Origin of the sequence: Bacillus sp. FSL K6-0073 (genome assembly GCF_038006085.1) — a bacterium.
GTDB classification, from domain to species: Bacteria; Bacillota; Bacilli; order Bacillales; family Bacillaceae_G; genus Bacillus_A; species Bacillus_A cereus.
In genome coordinates, this window is sequence record NZ_JBBOUN010000001.1 from 1,154,807 (window position 1) to 1,179,658 (window position 24,852).

Consider the following 24,852-nt stretch of genomic DNA (forward strand, 5'->3'; position numbering starts at 1 on the left):
AGTAATAAGAAGGACTAAATCGGTAAATTTTATTAATGGATATATTAGGAATGAATATGAAAGTATAGATGTATAGTCAATGTTGTGTATTTGATGTTATCATATTGAATGATATGGAAATTTTTAATAGAATAAGTAACTAAAAATTCAAAGGTAATGAAGCTTTTGTTGTATAAAGAAAATACTTAGTAGTAATCAACAATATTAAAAATAAGATTCGTATTTATATAAATTTAGTAGAAATGGGGTTTTAAAAAGGAATGAGTATAAGCATAACGCGGCAAAAGATTTTGGCGGCCGCTTCTCAAATTGTACAATGTAAAGGGGTTGCTAAATTAACTTTAGAAGCAGTGGCAAAAGAGGCGGGTTTAAGCAAAGGTGGATTATTGTATCACTTTTCAAATAAAGAAGCTTTAATAGAAGGTATGATAGTCCGAGGGGTAGAGGATTATGAAGGGGCCATTTACAATAAAGTAGCGGAAGACTCAGAGAGGAAAGGGAGATGGGTTCGCTCTTTTGTAGAGGAAAGATTAAGTAATGAGAGAAGAACAGAAGAGTTGTCTAGCAGTATGATGGCAGCACTCATGTTAAAACCTGAATTACTTGAGCCATTACAACAATCATTTCAGCAACTGCAAAAAAATATAGAAAATGATGAGATAGATTCAGTTTGTGCAACAATTATTAGATTAGCAGCAGATGGATTATGGTATTCGGAATATTTAGGGGTTGGAAGACTAAGCCCCGAGTTAAGAGAAAAAGTGATTCAAGCTCTTATTAGTAATTCATATAAATAGAATATACGAACTATATAATTTTAAAATGATTCACCATTGCTTCTTTAATGTAGTGGTGAATTATTTTTTTTATTAGAAAAATAGAACAATTTTATAGAGTATTGAATTATAACCGTCCAGACGGTATAGTAATATTTGGTTTAAGAGGAAAATGAAACAAAAAAAGAATAAAAGATATTTTTAGCACACTATTCGAAAGGATAGGCCGCAAAGCTTAGAGTCTACGGTAATACATATTGGTTACTAAGATCGTCTGGTTGCACATTTTTGATGCAACCGGACGGTCTTTTTTTGTTATATAAATATAAAAAAATAGGAGGGAACTATGCAAATGAAAAGTACTAAAACACATATTTCAATGGTTTCATTAGTTTTTCTAGTATTATTTTCAGTGCTGAATGTGTGGGCTCCAGTTATTCAAGCTGCTGTGATGAAAAGTCCAGTGGACGAAATTAATATTTCCCGTACTGATGGCACGACATCTGAACCATATCAAGCCTCAGATGGTATGAAAGTAGAAGTGAAGTGGTCAGCTAAAGAAAAAATAAAAAGTGGAGATCAATTCACAATTGATATGCCAAAAGAGTTTCGAAAAGACCTTATGAATATGAGTTTTCCTTTAAAAGATGCTGAAGGAAAAACAGTTGGTACATGTGAGATGAAAAAGGGTCTATTAACGTGTACTATGGGTGATTACGTAGAAGGAAAGAATAACATTAAAGGTTCTTTATTCGTAGAATTCTACTTTGGTCTAGAAGCATATGATGGTGTTAAAGAAATTCCATTAGAATTTAACGTTGATGGTCAAATCGTAAATAAAGAAGTAAATGTAAGTAATACTACAGAGAGACCGAAGCCACAGCCCAATACAGATAATCTATTGAAATGGGGTTCTTATAATCAAGAAGATCCGTCCATTGCTGATTGGCTTGTATATGTAAATGCGACTGGAACAGAAATGCAAGATCTTAAATTAACAGATACATTAGGACCTGGGCATGAGTTAATTACAGACAGCGTAGTATTAGAAGAGGCTGTATTTGAAGATGGTTATGCACCAACAAATATTAAGCCAGCAGATTTATCTAACATTAAAATAAATGCAACAAAGGCTGGATTTACAATTGAATTTCCAGACAGTTCAAAAGGTTATATTTTAAGATATAAAACAAAGATTACTAATCCTGCTGCAAAGCCTCATAAAAATACTGTGAAATTAGAAGGTAAAAATATTAAAACTGAAGAAAAAGTAGGACAAGTATTTGTAAGTGGTGGAGGGGGAACCGGTTCAGGTGACGATAATCCACCTAGCATTGAAAAAAATATAGTTGATGAGAATGGCAAGCTTGTAGAGAATGAGCAGCTAACACAAATGAATCAAGTTATTCAATATCAAGTTGGTACACATATACCAAACGATCCTCCTAAATACACATCAATGGTAATTAGTGATGATTTAGAAGATGTTTTAGAAGTATTAGAGGCAAAAGTGTATGATCAAAATGGCCAAGATATTACTTCTAAAGGAACGCTAAAGATAGATAAACAAAGAAGTGAAGTAACATTTACGTTTGATGAGAATTTTGACTATAAGTCATATGAAGACCAGATAATTAATCTTAGTATCAAGGCGAAAATTAAAAATAATGCAGACTTATCTTCTTACGTAGATAAGAAGATTCCTAATAAAGCGGAATTACATTTTGATGATAAAACATTAACATCAAAAGAAGTAACTATTACACCGCCTGAAGCTCCAAAAGATGGTACAGTATCGCTTCATAAAATAGATTCTGAGAATCCGAACAAAGGGTTAAAAGGTGCCGAATTTGAAGTTCGAAATAGTGCAAATGAAGTTGTTGCAAAACTGACAACGGACGAAAAAGGTTTTTCAGTACCTCAAACTTTAGCTCCGGGGACGTATAAAGTTTATGAAACAGTAGCACCAGAAGGATATCAAAAATTAACAAGCCCAGTAGAGGTTACACTTCAAGCTGGAGAAACAAAAACAATTGAAATTAAAAATACTGTGCAAAAGGGTCAAATTGAAATAAAGAAAATTGATTCGGAAAATGGTGAAAAACCATTAGCAAATGCAGAGTTTGATATAGTAAAAGACGGTGTAGTAGTCGAACATATTGTTACAGATAAAGATGGTAAGGCAACCTCTAAACCGTTAGCACTAGGAAAATATATTTTAAAAGAAACGAAAGCACCTGAAGGATACCAATTAAAAGAAACAGAGTTCGAAGTAAATGTAACAGGGGACGGCATATTCCCAATACAAGTGGAAAATGCAATGGTTGACAAAGGGAATATAGAAATCACAAAAGTGGACAAAGAAAACGGGGCAGTATTAGCGGGTGTCGAATTTGAAGTCCAAGATGAGAATGATGGAGTAGTAAGAAAAGTAGTAACAGATAAAGATGGAAAAGCAAACGTTTCAGATCTATCAGTAGGAAAGTACAAATTAGTAGAGACGAAAAGCTTACCAGGTTATAAAAAGCTAACAGAACCAGTACCATTTGAAATTACAAAAGGTATGACAAAAGCTTTAGCAATAAAAGTAGAAAATGAGCAGTTAGACAAAGGCTCAGTAGAAATTACAAAAATAGATAAAGATAGCCAAAAAGTATTAGAAGGCGTAGTCTTCGAAGTGCAAGATGAGCAAGGCAAAGTAGTAACAGAAGTAAAAACAGATAAAGATGGTAAAGCAAAAATCTCTGATTTATCAGTAGGGAAGTACAAATTAGTAGAGACGAAAAGTTTACCTGGCTACAAAAAGCTAACAGAACCAGTATCATTCGAAATTACAAAAGGTATGACAACAGTCCTATCATTGAAAGTAGAAAATGAACAGTTAGATAAAGGTTCAGTAGAAATTACAAAAGTAGATAAAGACAACAAAAAAGCATTAAAAGGCGTAGTCTTTGAAGTGCAAGATGAAGCTGGAACAGTAGTAAAGGAAGTAAAAACAGATAAAGATGGTAAAGCAAAAATCTCAGATCTATCAGTAGGAAAGTACAAATTAGTAGAGAAAGAAAGTTTACCAGGCTATAAGAAACTAACAGATCCAGTATCGTTTGAAATCAAAAAAGGCATGACTGAAGTTCTATCATTAAAAATAGAAAATGAAATGGTAGATACGGGAAATGTAGAGATAACAAAGATAGATAAAGATAATAAAGCACCGTTAGCGGGAGTAACATTCATCGTCCAAGATGAAAAGGGTAATGAAGTTACAAAAGTAACGACAGATAAAGATGGAAAAGCAAATGTTTCAGATTTACCTGTAGGAAAGTATGAATTAGTAGAGGTAGAAAGTTTACCTGGTTATAAAAAGCTAGAAAAACCAGTATCATTTGAAATCAAAAAAGGCATGACCGAGGTTCTATCATTAAAAGTAGAAAATGAAATGGTGGATACAGGGAATGTAGAGATAACAAAAATAGATAAAGATAGTAAAGCTCCATTAGAAAATGTTGTATTTGAAGTACGTGATTTAAAAGGAAAAGTAGTTGCAAAAGTAACGACGGATAAAGAAGGAAAAGCAAACGTTTCAGATTTATCTATCGGGAAGTATGAGTTGGTGGAAGTAGAAACACCGGCAGGATACAAACCACTAGAAAAGCCAATTTCATTCGAAATTGAAAAGGGTAGAGTAACAGCGCTAAAGCTAACAGTAGAAAATGAATTAGTGGATACAGGAAATGTAGAAATTACAAAAGTAGATAAAGAAAATAAAGATGCTTTAGCTGATGCAGTCTTTGAAATTCAAGATGAAGCAGGACAAGTAGTCGCTAAAATAACGACAGATAAAAAAGGACAAGCACAAGTTACTAATTTATCAGTCGGCACATACAAGTTAGTAGAAGTAAAAGCACCAAAAGGATATAAACAATTAGTAGATCCGATTACTTTCCAAATTGAAAAAGGCATGACAAAATCTCTTGCTTTAACAGTAGAAAACGAAATGTTAGACAAGGGAAATGTAGAAATCACAAAAGTAGATAAAGAGAGTCAAAAAGTATTAGAAGGCGTAGTCTTCGAAGTACAAGACGAACAAGGAAAAGTAGTAACGGAAGTAAAAACAGATAAAAATGGTAAAGCAAAAATCTCAGACTTATCTGTAGGAAAGTACAAATTAGTAGAGAAAGAAAGCTTACCAGGCTACAAACAATTAACAGAACCAGTATCGTTTGAAACCAAAAAGGGTATGACAAAAGTTTTATCATTGAAAGTAGAGAACGAACTGTTAGATAAAGGTTCAGTAGAGATTACAAAAGTAGACAAAGAAAGTGGCGCAGTATTAGCGGGCGTAACATTCGAAGTGCAAGATGAAAAAGATAAAGTAGTAACAAAAGTAACGACAGATAAAGAAGGAAAAGCAAAGATTGCTGATTTATCAGTAGGAAAATATAAGCTAGTAGAGGTAGAGAGCTTACCGGGATATAAAAAACTAGCGAAACCAGTATCATTTGAAATCAAAAAAGGTATGACAGAAGTCTTATCACTAAAAGTAGAGAATGAACTAGTAGATAAAGGTTCAGTAGAAATTACAAAAGTAGATAAAGATAGTCAAAAAGTATTAGAAGACGTAGTCTTCGAAGTGCAAGACGAACAAGGAAAAGTAGTAACGGAAGTAAAAACAGATAAAAATGGTAAAGCAAAAATCTCAGACTTATCTGTAGGAAAGTACAAATTAGTAGAGAAAGAAAGCTTACCAGGCTACAAAAAACTAACAGAGCCAGTATCATTCGAAATTAAAAAGGGTATGACAGAAGTCTTATCATTAAAAGTAGAGAATGAACAGTTAGACAAAGGTTCAGTAGAAATCACAAAAGTAGATAAAGATAGTCAAAAAGTATTAGAAGACGTAGTCTTCGCAGTACAAGACGAACAAGGAAAAGTAGTAACGGAAGTAAAAACAGATAAAAATGGTAAAGCAAAAATCTCAGACTTATCTGTAGGAAAGTACAAATTAGTAGAGAAAGAAAGCTTACCAGGCTACAAAAAACTAACAGAGCCAGTATCATTCGAAATTAAAAAGGGTATGACAGAAATTCTATCATTAAACATAGAAAATGAAATGGTAGATACGGGAAATGTAGAAATTACAAAAATAGATAAAGATAATAAGGCACCGTTAGCAGGTGTAGTCTTTGAAGTTCAAGACGACAAAGGCAAGGTAGTAACGAAAGTAACGACAGATAAAGCTGGAAAAGCAACAGTTTCAGATTTATCAGTAGGAAAGTACAAGTTAGTAGAAGTAGAGAGTTTACCAGGCTACAAAAAATTAGAAAAGCCTGTACCATTTGAAATTAAAAAAGGTATGACAAAATCTTTAACGTTCACTGTAGAAAATGAAATGGTAGATACGGGGAATGTAGAAATCACAAAAATAGATAAAGACAGTAAAGCACCATTAGAAAATGTTGTATTTGAAGTACGTGACTCAAAAGGAAAAGTAGTTGCAAAAGTAACAACGGATAAAGAAGGAAAAGCAAACGTTTCAGATTTATCTATTGGAAAGTATGAGTTAGTAGAAGTAGAAACACCAGCAGGCTACAAACCACTAGAAAAGCCAGTTTCATTCGAAATTACAAAAGGTATGACGAAAGTCTTATCATTGCAAGTAGAGAATGAACAGTTAGACAAAGGTTCAGTGGAGATTACAAAAATGGCTGCTGAAAGCAAGGAAGTCTTATCAGGAGCTGTGTTTGAAGTTCATGATGAAAAGGGAAAAATAGTAGTGAAAGTAACAACAGATAAAGATGGAAAGGCAAAAATCACAGATCTATCTGTAGGTAACTACACACTAGTAGAAGTAGAAGCACCAAAAGGATATGAAAAATTAACTAATCCAATTCCATTTGAAATTACAAATGGAATGATAAATGCAGTTCAATTAGAAGTATTAAACAAATTGAATCATTTAGCGCCACCAGGCCCAGAAACACCAGATCCAGAAAAACCTGAAACACCAGATCCAGAAAAACCTGAAACACCAGATCCAGAAAAACCTGGAACACCAGATCCAGAAAAGCCTGGAACACCAGATCCAGAAAAACCTGGAACACCAGATCCAGAAAAACCTGGAACACCAGATCCAGAAAAGCCTGGAACACCAGATCCAGAAAAACCTGGCACACCAGATCCAGAAAAGCCTGGAACACCAGATCCAGAAAAACCTGGAACACCAGATCCAGAAAAGCCTGGAACACCAGATCCAGAAAAGCCTGGAACACCGAATCCAGAAAAACCTGGAACACCAGATCCAGAAAAGCCTGGAACACCGAATCCAGAGAAACTTGAAAAAGAATTACCGAAGACAGGGCAGAAAATGCCTGTGGAACCATATATGGGAGCACTTCTTGTAATGATGAGTTTTGGATTACTCATATTAGGTAGAAAACAGCAGAGATAATAAAGGTGAAAAGGTATCCTCAAAGTATTTGAGGATACCTTTTTTAGCATAAAAAAAAGCATCTAGCAAAAGTACTAGATGCAAATAAAAACACAAGGGAAGACAAAATTCTTCCCTTTTCCCGTATGTAATTATATCAAAAAATTTATAAAAAACTAGCTATATTTAAAATATAATTTTTAAAAAAGTTATATACATAAATAATTGCAATACGCGCAGTTTTATCTTTCTGAAAAATCTATTTCTTTATTTTTGAATATTAAGACTAATGTTGATAAATCTTCAGATAATTAGAAAAAATATCCGAAAGGATATATAATATTGCTTAATAAATAATTTTAATGAATTACGTATATTTCATTTGGTGTATTAATTGAATATCATAATTTTTAATTTTATTAAGCAAGAATCTCGGTTACTTATTGCATTTCTAACATAGGGTGAGATAGAAAAATACAATAGTGTGGAGGTTTTTATAATGACGTTTGTTCTTAGTAAAATGAGTGGCTTTAGCATAGAAGAAAAGGTACATGAATTTGAATCTAAAGGATTCCTTGAAATCTCAAATGAAATCTTTTTACAAGAGGAAGAGAATCATCGTTTATTAACACAAGCACAGTTAGATTATTATAATTTGGAAGATGATGCGTACGGTGAATGCCGTGCTAGATCTTATTCAAGGTATATAAAGTATGTTGATTCACCAGATTATATTTTAGATAATAGTAATGATTACTTCCAATCTAAAGAATATAACTATGACGATGGCGGGAAAGTTAGACAGTTCAATAGCATAAATGATAGCTTTTTATATAATCCTTTAATTCAAAATATCGTGCGTTTCGATACTGAATTTGCATTTAAAACAAATATAATAGATACAAGTAAAGATTTAATTATAGGGTTACATCAAGTAAGGTATAAAGCTACTAAAGAAAGACCATCTTTTAGTTCGCCTATTTGGTTACATAAAGATGATGAACCAGTAGTGTTTTTACACCTTATGAATTTAAGTAATACAGCTATTGGCGGAGATAATTTAATAGCTAATTCTCCACGGGAAATTAATCAGTTTATAAGTTTGAAGGAGCCTTTAGAAACTTTAGTATTTGGACAAAAGGTCTTCCATGCCGTAACGCCACTTGGAACAGAATGTAGTACTGAAGCTTTTCGTGATATTTTATTAGTAACATTTTCTTATAAGGAGACAAAATGAGAGAGAATAAAATAATTATGATTTCTGGAGCCAATAGCGGTATAGGTCATGCTTGTATAAAATACTTTTTAGAAAAATCATTTCATGTAATAGCGCTTGATATTAATAATAATAACTTAATAGATTATATGAAAACAGATATGCCTTTGAAAGTAGTGCAAATTGATTTAAGTAATAGCGAAGCGATTCATAATCTTTTTACTCAATTAGATTTAGAAAAGCTTTCTCCTGATATATTAATAAATGCAGCTGGTATTCGAGAGATAACACCTGTTTTACATTTATCCGATGATATGTTTAAAAAAGTAATTGATGTAAATTTAGTAGCCCCATTTATCCTTTCTAGGGAAGTAGCTAAGCGATGGTGTGAATCGAAAATAAAAGGTTGTATTGTGAATATAGCATCGGTTTCTGGATTAATGGCTGAACCAGAGCGAGCTGCTTATGTTGCATCAAAGCATGCTTTAATCGGATTGACTAAACAGATGGCTATGGAATTTGGGAAGCAAAATATAAGGGTGAATAGCATTTCTCCCGGTGTTATTAGAACTGAACTTACAGAAGAATACTTTAGTAATACAGCTTTGATGTCTATGATAAAAAGTAATCAATCTTTAGATACTTGGGGGTTGCCGCAGGATATTGTTTCATGTATTGAGTACTTGATTTCTGATCAGGCCCGCTTTATTACTGGTTCTAATTTTGTAATTGATGGTGGTTGGACTGCTGGGAAAAATTTATAATTGAGTGTTTTTGAGGAAAAGCACCTGTCCTTTTTTAGGCTGGTGTTTTTCTCACTATAAACCGAGTTTTTATTGGAGGGGGATTAATTTGCTTCAAAAAAGTTTTAAGCAAGAGAAAACGGTACCGGCTTTAAAGATGATAGCATCAATGGTTATCTTTGGATCAGTTGGATTCTTTTCAGTTCAAACAAACTTACCTTCGTTTGAATTAGTGTTTGTAAGGTGTATTTTTGCGACAATATTTTTAAGTGTATGCTGGTTGCTTACAGGGCAATATAAACAAGATAAATGGGAACGAAAAGAAGTTATTCAAGTTTTAATATGTGGCTTTTTCTTAGTATTTAATTGGGTTTTCTTATTTAAAGCCTTTGAAAATATGTCAGTTACAATTGCTATCTCGGTTTATCATCTTGCACCAGTAATTGTACTGTTAATTGGAAGTATCGTCTTTAAAGAAAAATTAACATTAATATCTATCATTTCAATAGTTGTGTGTTTTGCAGGAGCTTTATTAATTGCTGGTATCGATGGAAGTTTCTCTGTCGGTTCATTAATGTCTTCAGGTATGATATGGGGATTTCTTGCAGCTCTCTTTTATGCATTTACAACTTTATTTGGTAAAGGGATTAACAAAATGAGTGCGTATGCAATGACATTTTTACAAACATTCTTGGGGATATTTCTTTTAATACCATTTATAGATTTAGATGCTTTTAGTGGCCTCACTCAAAGTAATTGGACATATATTATAGCTACTGGTTTTATTCACACAGGGATAGTATATTATCTGTTTTTTGATAGTTTACGCTATTTATCTACAAAAACAATCTCAATATTAGTTTTTTTGGATCCGGCAGTGGCAATATTATTAGATACTGTACTTACTGGATTCCGTCCAACTTTAATGCAAATAACAGGAATTCTTTTTATTTTTATTGGTATGACTTTAACATTAAAAAAATCTAAAGATAAAAAACTGAGCCAAAAAGAAAAGCGAATTGAAAGCGATGCTAGTATATCTCAACAATAATGAAATATATTGTGTATAAAACGATAAACCTTGCATGAATCATGTAAGGTTTATTTTAGTTCAATATAATTCATATGTATAATATATAATTTTCAAAACTGAGGTGTGTGTTTCTTTAATATGCTTTTAATTCATATATTTTTATTTGACTATAAATTTACAAAAATGTATATAAAATCTTATTTTTTGATAATATATAAGTAATAAATTTATAGAATTGGAGTGATGAGATGCAGCCGTTAGAAAGGGAGATTCATTCTAATATGCTGAAAGTGTGGCGAATTCACGCTTTAATTGGGACGGCAGTTATACTAACAGTCGTAATTGCGTATTTCTTTTTTATGATTAACTTTAACTGGTGGGGCTGGTTGTTTGGACTATTAGTAACAGGAGCTATTACATTTATTCCACTTGATTATTTTGTGTTTCCAAATTTACGTCAGCGCTATTATAGTTACAGATTAAATGAAGAAGAGATTGAGATTCAAAAGGGAATGTTCGTTGTAAAACGCGTACTTATTCCGATGATCCGTGTGCAACACGTAACGATTGAGCAAGGGCCGATCATGAGAAAGTATAATTTAGCAGAATTACACATTTCAACAGCCGCAACTTCTCATAGTATTCCAGGTTTAACGAAAGAAGAAGCAGAACAGCTAAAAAGACAAATTGGAGAACTTGCGAAAGTGAGTGATAAGGATGTATAAGAGGCAACATCCGATTACGATATTGTTAGGTATTAGAGTTGCGAGTTTGTTGCCTCTTATCATTCTTGTTTTATTTAAACCTGATGAACAAGTGGAACCTTGGTATTTATTTTATCTTTTTCTTCTGGTTGTTTTATTCATCATGGCTATTTTTTCAGCAATTAAATGGTATTTTAAAGTGTACTGGATTGAGAATAATATTTTACATATAAAGCACGGTGTTTTTGTAAAGAAGGAAAGTTATTTAAATAAAGAACGTGTGCAAAATGTTAGTACGTCTTCTAACGTCATTTATCAGATGCTTGGGCTTATGAAGTTAAATATAGAAGTAGCGGGTGGTGGTAGTGAACCAGAAGTGATGTTGGCTGGTATTAAAGAAGACGAGGCAAAACATTTAATCTCTTTATTACATAAGAAAGAAACTACTGTAAAAGAAGAAATAGAAGAGGAAGAAAGCAAGACGGTTTATCAGTTAACAGCGAAAGAGGTTTTAGCAGCAGCGATTACATCTGCTCGGTTCGGACTAGTGTTTTCTGGACTGGTACTTCTTTACACAAAGTTTGATTTTGTTCTTCCTGAAGGATTCACAAGTAAAGTAGAAGCGTATGTGATGGGAAACGGTGTTTATAAACTAATTGTAATAGCATTAATTTTAATGGCAATTTCATGGATTATTTCCACGGCTGGATATGTGTTGAAATATGCAAACTTTAAAATTGAGCGAAAAGGGGAAGAAATTCGTATCGTTCAAGGGTTATTTGAAAAGAAAGAGTTTGTCTTAAAATTGCACCGAATTCAAGCGATTACTGTAAAAGAATGTATGCTTCGCCAGCCATTTGGTTATTGCGCTGTTGAAGTGGAAGCAATTCACAGTATTGGAGCAGCAAGTAATGAAGTGATGCTGCATCCTTTTATGAAGAAAAAAGATGTACAGCACCTGCTCACATATTTAGAGTTACCTTATGAAATTGAAGCGGAGATCGCTCACTTACCAAAAACAGCGTTGCGTCGTTATTTTATTATGGGCTGGTTAATAAGTATCATACTCACAGTTCTAATTGCTAGCGTGAGTATATATTTAAAACAATATATTGCATTGTTTGTTATATTACCGTTATTTATCGTGTTTTCGTTACTTGCGTATGCTAGATATAAAAGTGGCGGTTATGAATTAAGAGAAAATCAACTAACGGTTGTATATCGTAATTTTTCGAAATATACAGGAATAATGCGAAGAAGACATGTTCAAGCAGTAGGTTATAATCAATCGTATTTTCAAAGAAAGGATGAATTATGTACAACTCTTGTAGCGATAGCTGGGCGAGGTTATGAAGTAAAGCATATGAGAAAAAAAGATTCACTTCGTATATATAATTGGTACAAAGAAAAAGGAAACACCGGTGTGTAATGGTGTTTCCTTTTTGTGTCATGATTTGTCGATAAGTCGATATATTCGAAGAATCGCTGATATAATTCGAGTTGCGCTGATATATTCAGAAAAACGCTGATATAATTCGAGTTGCGCTGATATATTCGAAAAATCGCCGATATAATTTCACATACCGCGGTTTCCGAACTCCAAACTCAAAAAAATTAAACTAATACATCAAAAGTAGTCACAAAAGAAGGGCGAGAGAAAATACTTTTCTGATGTTCCGCATGTGGATGCGCCTGAGCCTGAGCTTGTCCTTCTGCTTGTGCAGGGCGTTTTTTATGAGCGTTTTCGAATGAACGTGATTCTGTCCAATCTTTAAAGTTTTGCTCTGTTTCCCACATCGTTAAGATGACATATGTATCGTTACTTAATGGGCGTAGAACACGGATCGCTTGGAATCCTGGTTCGTTTTCAATAAGGCCTGCGCGGTTTTTAAAGCGGTTTTCAAATACAGGGCGACCTTCGTCTGTTACAGAAATATTGTTACAAACGATATAGCCAGGTTGTCCTTTAAATTCACCGACAGCATCTAGTACGTCATACTGAAGTGAGCCTTCTACAGATTCTTCTGTATTTTCTTTATAAAACATATTTTTCTCATCATTTTTTGCAGTGAAATGTGCTTGTTCTAGAGGTGTTTCGTATGAAATAATAGCCTTCATTTTAATGCCCCCTTACTAGTTTGTTTCTATTATATCAACTCTCTTAAAAAACTTCGAAGATTATATACATAAAGATACTTCTTTTTCAAATAATAAATGTACCATCATTTGGAAAGAAGGACGATGTATGAAGAAAGTAAAGTGGACTTTATTAGGCGGCGTCGCAACGTTCGTAGTAGCGATTGTACTCTATAAACTTATCGTGTTAGCTGGTGGCTATATGATGGATGAAAAGCAGCTCGTTTTCCACTCTTCATCACGTATCGTTGACCAGAAAGGGAAAGAAATTACGAAATTATACGTAGAAAATAGAGACCTCGTACCGATCGAGCAAATTCCGAAGTATGTGCAGCAGGCGTTTGTTGCGGTGGAAGATTCTCGTTTTTATGAGCATCAAGGGATTGATTATCCCTCTATATTCCGTGCTCTTTATAAAGATACGTTAGCTAGAGAGAAGGTAGAGGGCGGTAGTACCATTACGCAGCAACTCGCTAAAAACGTCTTTTTAACTCGTGAAAAAACATTTACGCGCAAATTGAAGGAAGTCGCAATTTCTCTTCAATTAGAGCAAAAATATACGAAGCAACAAATTCTTGAAATGTATATGAATCATATTTATTTTGGTCATGGGGCTTACGGTATTCAAGCGGCAGCAAAGTTGTATTTTAATAAAAATGTTGAGGATTTAACAGTAGAGGAAGGGGCAATGCTTGCAGGCCTTCCGAAGTCACCAAACGGATATTCACCGTACTATTCTGCAGAGAAGAGTAAGGAACGCCGCGATCTAGTATTGTCACTTATGCATAAACAAGGCTATTTGACTGCCGAAGATAGCGTTCGTTATCAAGGAAAGACGATTGCTTTATATAAAAACTTAGACGAAAATGAGCTTGCATATATGCCGTATATTGATATGGTCATAGATGAAGCCGCTCGTTTATACGGGTTGTCTCATCAAGAAGTACTTCGCGGAGGATATACGTTTGTCGTACCTATGGATGAAAAGATTCAAAAGGTAGCATATAACCAGTTTCAAGATGCAAGGAATTTTCCTGGGAAAGAAGAAGGGGCGCAAGGTGCATTTTTATTAATGGATAATCGTACGGGCGGAATTAAAGCGGCGATTGGCGGAAGAAAGTACGTCCCGAGAGGTTTTAATCGTATTTTCGCAAAAAGACAGCCAGGTTCTGTGCTTAAACCACTTATTGTCTATGCACCAGCACTAGAAACGAAAAAGTATAATCCGTATTCTTTATTAACAAATGAAAGAAATTCTTTTGAAGGGTATGAACCTCGAAATTATAATCATGAGTATTCAAAAGAAATGACGATGTATGATGCGATTTTAGAGTCGGCAAACGTACCGGCAGTTTCTTTATTAAATGAGTTAGGGGTAGAAGAAGGAAAGCAATATTTAGAAAAAGGAAATGTCCATATTGCAGATGCTGGTTTAAGTACAGCGCTTGGGGGACTAAAAAATGGCGTTTCAACATTTGATCTTGTAAAAATGTATCGTTCATTTTTAGCAAATGGAAATATTATTGAGCCGCACGTTATTGATAAAGTATTAAACAGACACGGTGCAGTCATTGGGGAATCTCCAAAAGTAGAGACGAAAATCTTCTCGAAGCAGACAGCATGGTATATGACGAAAATGTTAGAAGGAGTTGTGAAGGAAGGAACAGCGAGAGTTGGTGTATATAACGGTGCGTTAGCTGGAAAAACGGGTACAACTTCATTGCCAAATGACGATAAGGGAGCAAGAGATATGTGGTTCGTCGGCTATACACCTAACTTAGTAGGCGCTGTTTGGATTGGTTATGATCGCACGGATAAGGAGCATCAGTTGCAAGGAGAAAGTGCATCTGCGACAAAATTGTTTAAGAAAATTTTAACGAAGGCTAATGTAGAACATAAAGAGAAGTTTATGAAGCCTGAAGGTGTGGAAACAATCGGCGCTCCGATTCGGCTGCGCAAAATTGAAGATGTAAAAATGAAACTAGCATTTAGCCCTTTCGGTTTATTTAAAGCAAAATTAAGTTGGACGCCACTTCCAGATAACAGAATTATGTACCGAATCTATAGAGTGGAGAACGGAATTCATACACATGTTAGCACTGTAAATGGTGCTGGGGAATATGAGGAAAAGTTCGTTAACATATTTTCAAAACCGAGCTTTTACGTTGTACCATATAATACACAAACGAATCGTGAAGGAGAAAAGTCAAAAGTAGCTAAACCATAGTTTTTCTCTGTGTTATAATAAGAATGTTGTGAAAATAGTAAGCGTTTTTAAGAATGTTTGTGTCAATTTAATGAACAACGTACATAATATTATGCATTTTGTTTTTACAAGCTGTATAGTAAAAAAAGATAAATATCGAACGTATTCGAAGCATTGGTAAGGAAGGGAGCAAGGGTCTTGGTAAGAACTATAAATGAGACATTTTTAAAAGCATGTAGGGGGGAACGTACCGATTATGTACCAGCATGGTATATGCGTCAAGCAGGTCGTTCACAGCCGGAATATAGAAAGATTAAAGAAAAGTATTCTTTATTTGAAATTACACATAATCCAGAGTTATGTGCTTACGTTACAAAATTGCCGGTTAATCAGTATAACGTAGACGCAGCAATTCTTTATAAAGATATTATGTCACCACTACCTGCAATTGGTGTGGATGTAGAAATTAAATCAGGTATTGGCCCAGTTATTGATAATCCAATCCGTTCTTTACAAGACGTAGAAAAACTAGGGGAAATCAATCCAGAAGATGACGTACCGTACATACTAGATACAATTCGTTTATTAACGACAGAAATGTTAGACGTACCGTTAATCGGTTTTTCAGGAGCTCCATTTACATTAGCGAGCTATATGATTGAAGGCGGTCCATCTCGTAACTACCATAATACGAAAGCGTTCATGTATGCAGAGCCAAAAGCTTGGTTCGCTTTAATGGATAAACTAGCAGATATGGTTATTACATATTTAAAAGCGCAAATAAACGCAGGAGCAAAAGCAGTTCAAATTTTCGATTCTTGGGTTGGAACAGTAAATGTAGCAGATTATCGCGTATTTATTAAACCAGCAATGGAGCGTATTTTTGCAGAAGTTCGTAAGATGGGTGTACCGATGATTATGCACGGCGTAGGAGCTGCACACTTAGTGAATGAGTGGCACGACTTACCGCTTGATGTAGTCGGCTTAGACTGGCGCTTACCGATTGAAGAAGCACGTGCACGTGGCGTTCATAAGGCGGTACAAGGTAATATGGACCCTTCATTCTTACTTGCGCCATGGTCTGTTATTGAAGAACATGTAAAAGGTATTTTAGATCAAGGGATGAAACAGCCGGGTTATATCTTTAACTTAGGTCACGGTGTATTCCCAGAAGTAAATCCGGATACATTAAAACGTTTAACTACATTTATTCATGAATACTCTAAAGGGCAGTTAGCGAAGTAAAGGAGAATTGCTGTATGAAAAAGAAAATTGGTTTGCTTGTAATGGCATACGGAACGCCATATAAAGAAGAAGATATTGAACGTTACTATACACATATTCGCAGAGGAAGAAAGCCAAGTCCTGAAATGCTAGAAGATTTAACAGAGCGTTACCGTGCAATTGGTGGTATTTCTCCTTTAGCTACTATTACATTAGAGCAAGCTAAGAAGTTAGAGAAGCGTTTAAATGAAGTACAAGATGAAGTAGAGTACCATATGTATCTTGGCTTAAAACATATTGAACCGTTTATTGAAGATGCGGTCAAAGATATGCATAACGACGGAATACAAGATGCAATCGCACTTGTTCTTGCACCTCACTATTCTACGTTTAGCGTGAAATCATACGTTGGACGAGCACAAGAAGAAGCTGAGAAACTTGGAAACTTAACAATTCACGGCATTGATAGCTGGTATAAAGAGCCGAAATTCATCCAGTACTGGGTTGATGCAGTGAAAGGTATATATAACGGTATGTCAGATGCAGAGCGTGAAAAAGCAGTATTAATCGTATCTGCACATAGTTTACCAGAGAAAATTATTGCAATGGGCGATCCATATCCAGATCAATTAAATGAAACAGCGGATTATATCGCGCGCGGAGCGGAAGTAGCAAACTATGCAGTAGGCTGGCAAAGTGCAGGGAACACACCAGATCCTTGGATTGGTCCAGATGTACAAGATTTAACGAGAGAACTAAATGAAAAGCACGGTTATACTTCATTCATATATGCACCAGTTGGATTTGTTGCGGAACATTTAGAAGTTTTATATGATAACGACTTTGAGTGTAAAGTTGTAACGGATGAAATTGGTGCGAAATATTATCGTCCAGAAATGCCAAATGCATCGGACGCATTTATTGATTGTTTAACAGATGTTGTATTAAAGAAAAAAGAATCTGTACTGTAAGAAGAAAGGGGGAGCCTGCTTGAGGAAAAAAGTTGTGATCGTCGGCGGAGGCATCACTGGATTAACAGCAATGTATAACTTACAAAAAAATATTCATGAAAAAAACTTGCCGATTGATACATTACTTATAGAAGCATCGGGTAAACTTGGTGGAAAAATTCAAACCGTTCGAAAAGATGGTTTTACAATTGAGCGCGGACCGGATTCTTTCTTAGCAAGAAAAGAAAGTGCAGCTAGATTAGCGAGAGAATTAGGTCTTGGCGATGAAATTGTAGAAAATACGACTGGTCAATCATTTATCCTCGTAAAAAATCGGTTACATAAAATGCCGAGCGGATCAATGATGGGAATTCCAACGCAAATTACTCCGTTTCTATTTTCCGGGTTATTCTCCCCAATTGGTAAATTAAGAGCTGGTTTTGATCTATTAATGCCGAGATCAAAGCCAGTATCTGACCAATCACTCGGACAATTTTTCAGACATCGTCTTGGAAACGAAGTGGTTGAAAACTTAATAGAACCGTTACTATCGGGTATTTATGCAGGGGATATTGATGAAATGAGCTTAATGTCAACATTCCCGCAAATGTATCAGATTGAGCAGAAACATCGTAGTATTTCGCTCGGTATGCGTACGCTCGCTCCGAAAAAAGAGAAAGCTGAACCGAAAAAGGGAATCTTCCAAACAGTGAAAACAGGTTTAGAATCTATCGTAGAATCTCTCGAAGTAAAGATGCATGAAGGTACGATAATAAAGGGAACTCGCATTGAAAAAGTTGCAAAACAGGGTGATGGTTATACGATTACTCTTAGTAACGGAAAAGAAATAGAAGCGGACGCCATCGTAGTGGCAACTTCGCATAAAGTATTGCCGTCCATGTTTGCTCAGTACAAGCAGTTTCGTTTCTTCCGTAATATTCCATCCACATCCGTTGCCAATGTCGCACTTGCTTTCCAAAAATCCGCAATCCAGCGTGATATTAATGGTACAGGATTTGTCGTATCACGAAATAGCGATTACACGATTACAGCATGTACGTGGACGCATAAAAAATGGCCGCATACAACGCCAGAAGGAAAAACACTCCTTCGCTGTTACGTTGGGCGTGCTGGTGATGAAGCGGTTGTAGAACAAACTGAAGAAGAACTCGTTCAGCTCGTACTAGAAGATTTACGAAAGACGATGGACATTACAGAGGATCCAGAGTTTACAATCGTAAGTCGCTGGAAAGAAGCGATGCCTCAATATACAGTAGGCCATAACGAGCGAATGAAACAGCTCACAACATTTATGGAGAAAGAGTTGCCAGGTATATACTTGGCAGGTAGCTCCTATGCTGGCGCTGGACTTCCAGACTGTATTAATCAAGGTGAGGAAGCTGCAAAGCGTGTATTATCTCATTTGGAGAAAGTAATAGATGCTGAATTAATCGCACAATAAACGAAACGCCTTCAATCATATTGAAGGCGTTTCGTTTGTTATATAAAATACTTATTCGCCAATAAACATATATAAGTTATTTGGCTTTATAACAGCATCTCCTGCATAAATAACCCACTCTGTTAAGTTATCAAAATCTAAATGATAACTATTTCCTTCACTCATATCTTTTATAAAATATGGTTCATTAATAAGTATTCCTTGAATGAAATCTTCCGTAACGTTTTGCATTTCAAACCACATATGTTCACTTTTTCCTTCTTCGTAGGAGACACCAAACTTAGCAAGGAAACGAAAATCTTCATTTGATTGTTCAATGTGAAAAATGTTGCTGAAATACCCGAAAGTATTTTTCGCATTGTAAGCCATACGATCGGTTTCACTATTTGTTTTATAGAACATGAGCCCTGTAGCTTCCTCGTGTTCTTTGAAAAAACTTTCAATATATTCTCCTGAAGTATTAAATTTGAATAAGAGAACGGATGGAGATTGATGGTATTCATCTCGGGCATCCATTCCGCCTAAGAATGTATTTTGTGCATCTATTGGTTGTAGTTTCACTTCTTCATCCTCGATTGAAGATAATTGGTCCATACTCGTTTTATGCCCTATATAAGATAATCCTTTTTCCCACGGAACAGCGACTGTATGTATAGAACCTTGCTGACTATGTGCGATAACGATAGGCTCATTCATAGGGACTTGTCCATTCTCAACGGCATTATTAGCAAATGTTTGAAAGAGATCGCTAATGCCGTAGTAGGAAGAAATGCGATTTGGAATAATTAACTCTATTTCAGTTACGCCTGCTCTTAAAAGACCATGTGTATGAAACCAATATTGCGTAGGCTCACCGTCTTTATCGTCTTCATAAACGGAATGAATAACGTATAAGTCAGGAATGTCAGGTAATAATTCATTTTCAACGTGATATTCAATATAGCTTCTAGATATCACTTTCATTGCTGCACTTGAATCGATTACAAATAACAAATCTGGGGCGAGATTCCATAAGAACTGTAACTGCTGGAAAAAGCAGTCCAGTACATCGCCTACAAATAGCGTACGATTGAAAATTTCAGTGCCGAAAGCTGCATCTTCAAAATTACGATCTACGATTGTAGCATCTTGTCTATTGTACATTTTATATCCTTCTGGATCGCTCGCCTCATCAATATGCAGTTCATACGGTATGACTGTTTCACCCATATGTAATTCAACAATAAGGCTTGTCTCATCACTATAAACAATTTTTAAATCATCAACTTTAGTAGCGATAGTTTCTAGTCGCTGTTTTAACTGCTCAATTGTAATTCTAGTTGGTATAACGGCAATCATATCTGAAAAATGACGTTCTAATGTTCCATTCATAGCTGCGCGGTATGTTTCTGTTTGCACTTCCATCCAATCACTCCTATTCAAATGAATTCATTTTACATGCCAATTAAATGTCGATATTTTCTGTTTTCTCTCTCTAACATTATAGAGTGCATTTGTAGAAGGTGTAAAATTATTATTTTGTATTATAGTTTGAAAGCGTGTAAATTAAATAAATCTTTTGTAAAATTTGTCGAAATATCATTCTATATAACGAATCATTTGTTATGATAGAAATGCTGAGAAAATATGAAATAGAGAGAGGAAAATGGCTGTGAAGAAATTGTTAAGTGTCTTTTTATCATTCTTGCTATTGCTTTCATTTACTGGAACTTTAGCGCAAGCAGAAGAAACTGCTTCTATGTCAGTAGAAAAAGCAATTCAAGTATTTAAGCAGCAAGGGAAAACGAAGGGGATTGTGGAAGGATATATTGTCGGATATACGCAAAGTTCTTCTAAATACACGAAAGATCCCGCTAAGTTTGATGATACAAACGTAGCAATTGCAGATTCGCCAAACGAAACGAATCCAGACAAAATCATGCCCGTTCAGTTGCCAAAAGGTGATGTGAGAACGGCAGTGAATGTAAAAGATCACCCTGAAAATATCGGGAAGAAAGTTAATTTGACTGGGACTCTTGAATTATATTTTAGTAACCCAGGTCTAAAATCAGTGACAGCTTATAAGTTTCAAGGTGAAGGCCAGAACCGTGTTAGCGATGTAGTAGCTTCACCGAACGGCGGAGAAGTTGCTAAAGGAACAGCGGTAACATTAACGACGAATACAGAAGGCGCAACAATCTACTATACGTTAGATGGCTCTAATCCTACTAATAAAAGCGTTCGTTATAATGGACAAATTGTAGTGAATGAAAATAGTGTAGTGAAAGCAATCGCAGAAAAAGAAGGACTTACTTCTTCAGCAATTTCGACATTTTCATTTATTATCGTAAATAATGAACAGGTTCGTATTCATGACATTCAAGGGAAATCACATATGTCTCCTTACAACGGGAAGAAAGTAAACAATGTGGAAGGCGTTGTCACAGCGCTTGATAAAAACGGCTTTTATATAGAAGATAATCAGCCAGATAATGATCCAGCTACTTCAGAAGGTATGTACGTATATAAAAAAGATGCGAATGTAGCAGTAGGAGATCTTATTCAAGTTGATGGAGTAGTAGAAGAATATGTTGGACCAGGATATGCAGAACGATTTGAAACAGACTTAACGACGACTGAAATTAAAGCGAGCCGCGTTGCTGTAATCGCAAAAGATCAATCTTTGCCAGCACCGATTGTACTTGGGGAAAACGGTGTGAAAATCCCGGACCAGATTATTGATAATGATGCATTTGGTTTATTTGATCCAAATGAAGATGCAATCGACTTCTATGAAAGTATAGAAGGTATGCGTGTTACGATGCCAACACCAAAAATTATTACACCTCAGAAAAACGGAAATTTATATGTAACAGTAAAAAATGGTGGAGATAAAATAGTAACACAATATGGCACACCTCTATTAGATGAAAATCAATTAAACCCAGAGCGCCTTTCTGTAAAAGTACCTCGCGATTATGTAGCAAAAGTAGGAGATACTTTCACTGGAGATATAACAGGGGTAGTAGGATATGATTACGGTTCTTTCCGTATTTCGCCAATAACAGAACTGCCAGCTGTAGTGGATGGTGGATTTAAGCAAGTAGGGGCAAATATTCAGCCACGTCTTGATAAGTTAACGGTTGCTACATATAACATTGAAAACTTCTCAGCGAATAAAAAAGAAACAACAGATGAAAAGGTAAAAGCGTTAGCGTATTCTATTAAATACAACTTAAAAATGCCAGATATTATCGGTGTAGAGGAAATGCAAGATAATAACGGATCAATTAATGACGGTACAACAGATGCGTCATTAAGCGCAAAACGTATCATTGATGCAGTTCTAGAAATTCGTGGACCGAAGTATGAGTATGTCGAAATCGCTCCAAACAATAATCAAGACGGAGGAGCACCAGGAGCGAATATTCGCGTCGGCTTTTTCTATAATCCATCACGTGTGAAATTAGCGCCGGTACCGAAGTTACTTGATAAAAATGTTGTTCGTATTGGAGACGAAAATCCATTGTTTGAAAGTACACGTAAACCGCTAGCGGCAGAATTTATGTTCCAAGGACAAAACATTGTTGTCGTTGCAAATCACTTAAACTCAAAACTAGGAGATGCAACGCCATTTGGAAAAGTGCAGCCGCTCGTATTAAAGAGTGAAGACAAACGAATTCAGTTAGCGCAAGAAGTAAATCATTTCGTGCAAGGAATTCAGAAAAAGAATACGAATGCACCAGTTGTTGTGTTAGGTGATATGAACGATTTCGAATTCTCTAAACCACTAAAAACACTAGAGGGAACAATCTTAAAAGATATGTTAAACACAGTGCCGAAAGAGAACCGCTACACGTACATTCATGAAGGAAATGCACAAGTGTTAGATCATATTTTAGTAACAAACAATATCGCACCACACACAATTGTAGACCCAGTACACTTAAACTCAAACATTATGAAAGAACACGGACGTGTAAGTGACCACGACCCAGTACTTGCTCAAATTGATTTGAAGAAGGCTTCTTAAAGTGGGGAACGCTTAGGTGACTAAGCGTTCTTTTTTTGCATCGTTATAGAATAGTATAAAGAGATGATTCCTTTTTTTGTAATCTAATGATAAAATTGATTGAATATTTAGTTTTTAATAAGGGGGACAACAATGCAGTTACAAATAAATGGAAAGGTAATGAATCAGTTTGCAATTTTTTTTAGTACGATCATCATGCTTCAGTTTGTAGCTGATATAACAGGACTTACAAGCAATCTAGATATTACGTATAACTTAATACATACAGCAGCTTCTTATATAACATTTAGTTTGGCGGTTATTTTCACTTTAATAGGTGCAAGAAGAGAATTAAGTAAATATGCAATTGTTTCATTATGTTTAGTTGTAGGTATTAAAGCGATTTATTTTGTAGCGGTCGTTATTTTATGGGGGTTGGCAGGTACGCCATAAGTGAATAGTAAATAAACCCTAATTTCCAATATAGTAAGGAAATTAGGGTTTTATTATACTTGAAAAGCTTTTCTACACCGCTCTCTTTTTTGCAGTCTTCTTTTATATTTTTTTCTATCCCGCTTTACTCCTTGTATATACATAAGTAAGCTAACGAAAAGGAAGAAAGCACATTGCGTCATTAAAATATATGGTGACATGCCTTGCAATGGTTGTTTCGGATCATATAAATGAAAAGGTGCTCCGCCTATTGAAGGAAGTATTGTATTTAGCAGGACGTAAGGAATGGAGGCGGCTGCAAATGGAAAGAGAATTGCCATATAGTCTTTTTGTGACCATACAGATGCAGCAAGTCCTAAAAGGGCCATTAAACCTGCAAATAAAAAATTAATTCCGATATATACAGCAATGTAAGTGAGAGGCGCATCAAAATATAGGTTTGCGAACATTCCATCAGCATTTATGATGCCTGAACCAACCGTAGGTGTTCCGTCTGGAATGGTTAATTTGCAAAATAATAACGATAAGATGAATGGAAGTGTATAAAGAAATCCTCCGCAAAAAAAAGTAACGATATATTTCGCTACTGAATAAGGAAATATAGAAATCCCCTTACTCACAAACGGTTTAAAACCATCGGACTTATCCGAATTGTAACTTGTACTAAAGGGGAAACTCGCAATAACTGGCATTAATAATAAATAAACATCCATTTCATTGTCGCGAAATCCAATCCATTTTAAATCTGTTGATATAGGACCATTTGCTGCGTTTCCTAAATAACGAATTACATAATAATAGTGATAAATGCAAATAAGAACGAATCCACTAAGCATCATAATTAAAGAAATACGACTACAAAAAGCTTGCTTTATATTTAAACGAAGTGCACGCATCATGACTGAAAAAGCCTCCACTGTTTTGATAAACTTGTCTATTTTCTATATTACTATTAATTGTAAAGATTTTCTTGTTTTTTTATTTGATTATTTGAAAAAGAGGAATTTTGTTGTTGTGAAGTAAGGTTTAGCTGAAATTAATTTTTCTAAAATATGGTTGACAATTAAGTATTACATTTGTAATCTTAATTATAGATTACAAATGTAATACTTAGGAGTGAAACAGACGATGACAAATCAATTACCTAAAATATCTGAAGCGGAATTAGAAATTATGAAAGTACTTTGGTCGAGTTCTCCGCAAACAGCGAATGAAATTATAGAAGAACTGGAAGATGCAATGGACTGGAAACCGAAAACAATCCGCACATTAATTAATCGATTAGTGCAAAAGGAAGCCGTTTCTTACCATCAAGATAAAGGGCGTATGTACGCTTATTACCCGTTAGTATCACAAGATAATTATTTGCAAGTGGAAACGAAATCTTTACTAAAACGTTTTTGCGGTGCAGCGTTTAAGCCATTACTTGTTAATTTCTTAAAAGAGGAGAAATTATCTTCAGAAGATATTAATGAATTAAAACGCATTTTAGATGAGAAGACAGAGGAGAATAAGAGGAAGGATCGATAAA

The 24,852-nt window shown here is 35.0% G+C and carries 17 protein-coding genes and 1 riboswitch; of the genes, 14 read left to right on the forward strand and 3 right to left on the reverse strand.

Annotated features, from left to right (window positions below; all coding sequences use genetic code 11):
- Nucleotides 1-260 precede the first annotated feature (260 nt).
- From MHB52_RS06125 to MHB52_RS06155, 7 genes are all read left to right on the forward strand, one after another.
- The gene (locus MHB52_RS06125; protein WP_000028010.1) at nt 261-797 is read left to right on the forward strand and encodes a TetR/AcrR family transcriptional regulator; all 537 of its coding nucleotides are present in this window, start codon (nt 261-263) and stop codon (nt 795-797) included.
- A 172-nt stretch (nt 798-969) separates the two neighbouring features.
- A riboswitch (cyclic di-GMP riboswitch) is annotated at nt 970-1,062 on the forward strand.
- Between the two features lie 60 nt (nt 1,063-1,122).
- On the forward strand, nt 1,123-7,224 hold the full coding sequence (locus MHB52_RS06130) for a SpaA isopeptide-forming pilin-related protein (RefSeq protein ID WP_340767539.1): 6,102 nt from the start codon (nt 1,123-1,125) through the stop codon (nt 7,222-7,224).
- Nucleotides 7,225-7,702: 478 nt separating this feature from the next.
- Nucleotides 7,703-8,440: a 2OG-Fe dioxygenase family protein gene (locus tag MHB52_RS06135; protein ID WP_000144820.1), complete on the forward strand. Its 738-nt coding sequence runs from the start codon at nt 7,703-7,705 to the stop codon at nt 8,438-8,440.
- The gene (locus tag MHB52_RS06140) at nt 8,437-9,183 is read left to right on the forward strand and encodes an SDR family NAD(P)-dependent oxidoreductase (protein ID WP_001208941.1); all 747 of its coding nucleotides are present in this window, start codon (nt 8,437-8,439) and stop codon (nt 9,181-9,183) included. Before MHB52_RS06135 ends, MHB52_RS06140 begins: the two co-directional genes overlap by 4 nt.
- Before the next feature lie 88 nt (nt 9,184-9,271).
- Nucleotides 9,272-10,213, forward strand: coding sequence for a DMT family transporter (locus tag MHB52_RS06145; protein ID WP_000939630.1), 942 nt, complete (start codon nt 9,272-9,274; stop codon nt 10,211-10,213).
- Nucleotides 10,214-10,443: 230 nt separating this feature from the next.
- Nucleotides 10,444-10,920 (forward strand): PH domain-containing protein, encoded by a 477-nt coding sequence (locus MHB52_RS06150; RefSeq protein ID WP_001182725.1) that lies wholly within the window; start codon nt 10,444-10,446, stop codon nt 10,918-10,920.
- A complete protein-coding gene (locus tag MHB52_RS06155; protein WP_016117383.1) occupies nt 10,913-12,328 on the forward strand; it encodes a PH domain-containing protein in 1,416 nt (471 codons plus the stop codon). The genes MHB52_RS06150 and MHB52_RS06155 overlap by 8 nt, the downstream gene beginning before the upstream one ends.
- Nucleotides 12,329-12,513: 185 nt before the next feature.
- Here MHB52_RS06155 and hmoB read toward each other — a convergent pair whose 3' ends face one another.
- Nucleotides 12,514-13,017: a heme-degrading monooxygenase HmoB gene (hmoB, locus tag MHB52_RS06160; RefSeq protein WP_016117384.1), complete on the reverse strand. Its 504-nt coding sequence runs from the start codon at nt 13,015-13,017 to the stop codon at nt 12,514-12,516.
- A gap of 127 nt (nt 13,018-13,144) precedes the next feature.
- On the opposite strand from hmoB, the gene MHB52_RS06165 reads away from it, so the two are divergent.
- From MHB52_RS06165 to hemY, 4 genes are all read left to right on the forward strand, one after another.
- A complete protein-coding gene (locus MHB52_RS06165) occupies nt 13,145-15,262 on the forward strand; it encodes a transglycosylase domain-containing protein (protein ID WP_016117385.1) in 2,118 nt (705 codons plus the stop codon).
- 177 nt (nt 15,263-15,439) lie between these two features.
- Nucleotides 15,440-16,486, forward strand: a complete 1,047-nt coding sequence (hemE, locus tag MHB52_RS06170; RefSeq protein ID WP_061664904.1) for a uroporphyrinogen decarboxylase — start codon at nt 15,440-15,442, stop codon at nt 16,484-16,486.
- Between the two features lie 14 nt (nt 16,487-16,500).
- Nucleotides 16,501-17,436, forward strand: a complete 936-nt coding sequence (gene hemH / locus MHB52_RS06175) for a ferrochelatase (protein WP_000726774.1) — start codon at nt 16,501-16,503, stop codon at nt 17,434-17,436.
- Between the two features lie 19 nt (nt 17,437-17,455).
- Nucleotides 17,456-18,877, forward strand: coding sequence for a protoporphyrinogen oxidase (gene hemY, locus MHB52_RS06180; protein ID WP_001228096.1), 1,422 nt, complete (start codon nt 17,456-17,458; stop codon nt 18,875-18,877).
- A gap of 51 nt (nt 18,878-18,928) precedes the next feature.
- On the opposite strand, the gene MHB52_RS06185 is transcribed toward hemY, so the two are convergent.
- On the reverse strand, nt 18,929-20,281 hold the full coding sequence (locus tag MHB52_RS06185) for a DUF4026 domain-containing protein (RefSeq protein WP_016117387.1): 1,353 nt from the start codon (nt 20,279-20,281) through the stop codon (nt 18,929-18,931).
- A 241-nt stretch (nt 20,282-20,522) separates the two neighbouring features.
- Here MHB52_RS06185 and MHB52_RS06190 point away from each other — a divergent pair, with 241 nt between their 5' ends.
- Both MHB52_RS06190 and MHB52_RS06195 read left to right on the forward strand, forming a co-directional pair.
- Nucleotides 20,523-22,889, forward strand: coding sequence for a DUF6359 domain-containing protein (locus MHB52_RS06190; protein WP_033693815.1), 2,367 nt, complete (start codon nt 20,523-20,525; stop codon nt 22,887-22,889).
- 132 nt (nt 22,890-23,021) lie between these two features.
- Nucleotides 23,022-23,321 (forward strand): hypothetical protein, encoded by a 300-nt coding sequence (locus MHB52_RS06195; RefSeq protein ID WP_001176844.1) that lies wholly within the window; start codon nt 23,022-23,024, stop codon nt 23,319-23,321.
- 53 nt (nt 23,322-23,374) lie between these two features.
- On the opposite strand, the gene MHB52_RS06200 is transcribed toward MHB52_RS06195, so the two are convergent.
- Nucleotides 23,375-24,220 carry a hypothetical protein gene (locus MHB52_RS06200; protein WP_000984174.1) on the reverse strand — a complete coding sequence of 282 codons (846 nt, stop codon included), beginning with the start codon at nt 24,218-24,220 and terminating at the stop codon, nt 23,375-23,377.
- Between the two features lie 229 nt (nt 24,221-24,449).
- Here MHB52_RS06200 and MHB52_RS06205 point away from each other — a divergent pair, with 229 nt between their 5' ends.
- On the forward strand, nt 24,450-24,851 hold the full coding sequence (locus tag MHB52_RS06205; protein WP_000184509.1) for a BlaI/MecI/CopY family transcriptional regulator: 402 nt from the start codon (nt 24,450-24,452) through the stop codon (nt 24,849-24,851).
- Nucleotide 24,852: the final 1 nt, after the last annotated feature.

Coding starts and splice junctions, on each gene's coding strand:
- MHB52_RS06125 (WP_000028010.1), top strand. CDS start 261: ATGAGTATAAGCATAACGCGGCAAAAGATTTTGGCGGCCGCTTCTCAA.
- MHB52_RS06130 (WP_340767539.1), top strand. CDS start 1,123: ATGCAAATGAAAAGTACTAAAACACATATTTCAATGGTTTCATTAGTT.
- MHB52_RS06135 (WP_000144820.1), top strand. CDS start 7,703: ATGACGTTTGTTCTTAGTAAAATGAGTGGCTTTAGCATAGAAGAAAAG.
- MHB52_RS06140 (WP_001208941.1), top strand. CDS start 8,437: ATGAGAGAGAATAAAATAATTATGATTTCTGGAGCCAATAGCGGTATA.
- MHB52_RS06150 (WP_001182725.1), top strand. CDS start 10,444: ATGCAGCCGTTAGAAAGGGAGATTCATTCTAATATGCTGAAAGTGTGG.
- MHB52_RS06155 (WP_016117383.1), top strand. CDS start 10,913: ATGTATAAGAGGCAACATCCGATTACGATATTGTTAGGTATTAGAGTT.
- hmoB (WP_016117384.1), bottom strand. CDS start 13,017: ATGAAGGCTATTATTTCATACGAAACACCTCTAGAACAAGCACATTTC.
- MHB52_RS06165 (WP_016117385.1), top strand. CDS start 13,145: ATGAAGAAAGTAAAGTGGACTTTATTAGGCGGCGTCGCAACGTTCGTA.
- hemH (WP_000726774.1), top strand. CDS start 16,501: ATGAAAAAGAAAATTGGTTTGCTTGTAATGGCATACGGAACGCCATAT.
- MHB52_RS06185 (WP_016117387.1), bottom strand. CDS start 20,281: ATGGAAGTGCAAACAGAAACATACCGCGCAGCTATGAATGGAACATTA.
- MHB52_RS06190 (WP_033693815.1), top strand. CDS start 20,523: ATGGCTGTGAAGAAATTGTTAAGTGTCTTTTTATCATTCTTGCTATTG.
- MHB52_RS06195 (WP_001176844.1), top strand. CDS start 23,022: ATGCAGTTACAAATAAATGGAAAGGTAATGAATCAGTTTGCAATTTTT.
- MHB52_RS06200 (WP_000984174.1), bottom strand. CDS start 24,220: ATGATGCGTGCACTTCGTTTAAATATAAAGCAAGCTTTTTGTAGTCGT.
- MHB52_RS06205 (WP_000184509.1), top strand. CDS start 24,450: ATGACAAATCAATTACCTAAAATATCTGAAGCGGAATTAGAAATTATG.